Here is a 1709-nt window from a genome sequence, read left to right as displayed (position 1 = left end):
GGGGCTCCGGGACCGCTGGGACCGCTGGGACCGCTGGGACCGCCGGGGCTTCCGGGGCCTCCGCGCATTCCGCCCGGCCCGTCCGGCGTCCCGCGTCCCGCGCGGGCCGCTGCCGGCGCAACGCCCCACCGCCCCGCGCCGCCCGCGGCACGGCTCGGCTCGGAAAGGACTCACCACCATGCAGATCATCGTCGACCTGGCCAAGTGCCAGGACCACGGACAGTGCGCCATCGCGGCGCCGGCCGTCTTCCGGATGGACGACGAGGGCAGGCTCGTCCACGACGCCCACCCCGACGACGCGCAGCGCGCCGCGGTCGAGGAGGCCGCCGACGTCTGCCCCGTCCAGGCCATCCTCATCAAGGACTGAGGTGTCCGCCCACATCGCCGTCGTCGGCGCCTCACTGGCCGGTCTCCGCACGGCCGAACAGCTGCGGGCCGCGGGGCACTCCGGCCCCGTCACCGTCCTCGGGGACGAGCCCCACGCCCCGTACAACCGTCCGCCCCTGTCGAAGGAGCTGCTGGCCGACCCCGGCGACAGCGACCCGGGCCGGCTGCACGCCGCGGTCGCGTTCCGCCGTCGCGCCTCCGCCCGGGACGTCGACTTCCGGCTCGGCTCGGCGGTGGTATCCGCGGACCTGCGCCGCGGCCTGCTCACCCTGTCCGACGGCGCCGAGGTCTCGTTCGACGGGCTGGTCGCGGCCACCGGCCTGCGGCCCCGGCGGCTCACGCTGCCGGGCCCGCGGGCCGGGCGGTACGCGCTGCGCACCCTGGACGACTGCATCGCGCTGCGCGGAGTGCTGCGTCCCGGGGCCCGCGTGGTGGTGATCGGCGCCGGGTTCATCGGGTGCGAGACCGCGGCCACCGCGCTCGGGCTCGGCTGCCGGGTCACGGTCGTGGAGCCGGCCGGGCCCCCGATGGGCCGCGTCCTCGGCGACGTCCTGGCCCGGGCCGTGCAACGCCACCACGAGGCCGCCGGGATCACCTTCCGCACGGGCCGGTCGGTGGCCGCCGTCCTCGGCAGGGGGGAGGTCTCCGGCGTCGACCTCGACGACGGAACGACACTCGGCGCCGACGTCGTCGTCGAGGCCGTGGGTTCCCTGCCCAACACCGAGTGGCTCAGCGGCAATCCAGGTCTCGATCTCAGCGACGGAGTGCTCTGCGACAACACCCTGCTGGCCGTCGGAACCGACCGGCTTGCCGCGGCCGGCGACGTGGCCCGCTTCCCCAACCCGCTCTTCGACACCACACCCCGCCGCGTGGAGCACTGGTCCGTTCCCGGCGACACCGCCAGGCGCGCGGCGGCCACCCTCACCGCACTGCTGGCCGGCCGTGCGCCCGGCCCGGAGCCCTTCGCCCCGGTCCCCGCCTTCTGGAGCGACCAGCTCGGCCTGCGCCTGCAGAGCTTCGGCTCGCCGGCTCTCGCCGACGACGTACACGTCGCCGAAGGGGACCCCGCGGATCCGCGCGCCGGTCTCCTGGCCACCTACCACCGGCGGTCCCGGCTGGTGGGCACCGTCGCGATCAACCTCTCCCCCGCCCGCATGCGCGAACTGCGCGAGGCCTTCACGGCTCCCGCCCCGGCCGCCTGATTCGAAAATCCCCCGTCTCGTGTCCGTAGTCGCTGGTCAGGCAGCTCCTTCTGCTTGGAGGGTCACTTGGTAGCCGAGTTGGTTGAGCTGGCTCACCAGGCGTCGGGTCTGCCTGGCCCG

General features: G+C 75.4%; 2 protein-coding genes. Both read left to right on the top strand.

Annotated elements, in window-relative coordinates; genetic code table 11:
* Positions 1-178 precede the first annotated feature (178 nt).
* The gene (locus GUY61_RS38055) at positions 179-367 is read left to right on the top strand and encodes a ferredoxin (protein ID WP_166634854.1); all 189 of its coding nucleotides are present in this window, start codon (positions 179-181) and stop codon (positions 365-367) included.
* 1 nt (position 368) lies between these two features.
* Complete coding sequence (locus GUY61_RS38050; RefSeq protein WP_166634853.1) at positions 369-1589, top strand: NAD(P)/FAD-dependent oxidoreductase; 1221 nt, start codon at positions 369-371, stop codon at positions 1587-1589.
* Positions 1590-1709: the final 120 nt, after the last annotated feature.

Source organism: Streptomyces sp. GC420 (assembly GCF_009916105.1).
Classification (GTDB): Bacteria; Actinomycetota; Actinomycetes; order Streptomycetales; family Streptomycetaceae; genus Streptomyces.
Note: the sequence above shows the minus strand (reverse complement) of the source record. Positions and strands in the feature narration are given on the sequence as shown.